This is a genomic window from Burkholderia sp. AU32262 (genome assembly GCF_020419985.1).
GTDB lineage: Bacteria > Pseudomonadota > Gammaproteobacteria > Burkholderiales > Burkholderiaceae > Burkholderia > Burkholderia semiarida.
The window spans coordinates 1-1,152 of the sequence record NZ_JAIZRS010000075.1 but is presented as its reverse complement, the minus strand read 5'-3'; the positions used below and the strand labels follow the sequence as shown (position 1 = coordinate 1,152).

The 1,152-nt window shown below is 62.4% G+C and carries 1 protein-coding gene; it reads left to right on the top strand.

Annotated features, from left to right (window positions below; all coding sequences use genetic code 11):
• A partial coding sequence (locus LGN10_RS33365; RefSeq protein ID WP_226226289.1) for a hemagglutinin repeat-containing protein occupies nucleotides 1–1,152 on the top strand: 1,152 nt, incomplete at both ends.

Sequence of the window (1,152 nt, the reverse complement as noted above, 5' to 3'; positions counted from 1 at the left end):
ACAACGCCAGCACGATCGGCTCGCTGAACGGCAACCTGAGCATCGCGGCTGGCAACGATCTGCACGTGACCGGCAGCGACCTGATCGCGGCGAAGAATCTCAGCGGGACAGGCGCGAACGTTACGATCGACGCCGCGCAGGACAAGAACCACCACGGCGAGACGCAGGAAGTGTCGAAGAGCGGCCTGACGCTGGCGTTGAAAGCGCCGGTGATCGATGCGGTGTCGAATGCGGTGGGTCAATCGCGTGCGTCCAGTAATAGCCAGGATGGCCGTGCAGCAGCGCTGCACGGGATGGCCGCGGCGAGTGCGGCGTGGGATGCGAACGTGGCTGCAGGCGACGTGGTCAACGCGCTGGGAGCAGGCCAGACGCCCCAATTCAAGGTCGAACTCAGCGTCGGCAGCAGCCATAGCAAGAGCGCGTTTACCGAGAACAGCGTGACGAATCGCGGCTCGAATGTGAACGCCGGCGGAACGGTGGCATTTGCGGCAACCGGCAACGGTGAGCCGGGCAGCGGCAATGTGACGATCGCCGGCTCGAACGTGAACGCGAGCGATGTGATTCTGGCGGCGAAGAATCAGGTCAATATCGTCAATACGACGGATACGGATTCGACGCGCAGCACGAACGAGTCGAAGAGTGCGAGCGTGGGCGTGTCGGTCGGCACGGGCGGCTTTGGTATCTCGGCGGCGATGTCGAAAGCCAATGGCGACGGCAACAGCGATCTGGCCACGCAGAACAACAGTCACGTGAATGCGGCAAACGGCGTGACGATCATTTCGGGCGGCGATACGAATATCATCGGCTCGAACGTGAAGGGCAATCAGGTGAATGCCGATGTGGGCGGGAACCTGAACATTGTGAGCGTCCAGGACACGTTGTCGAGCGCGGCGCATCAGTCGAGTTCGGGCGGCGGTTTCAGCATCAGTCAGGGTGGCGCCAGCGCGAGCTTCAGCCAGAGCAAGGGGAATGCGTCGGGCAGCTATGCGGGCGTCAACGAGCAAGCCGGTATTCGCGCGGGCGACGGCGGCTTCAATATCAACGTCACCGGCAATACCGACCTGAAAGGCGGGCTGATCGCGAGTAGCGCGGATGCGTCGAAGAATTCGCTGACGACGGGTTCCCTCTCGTTCTCGGACATCCAGAACCAGT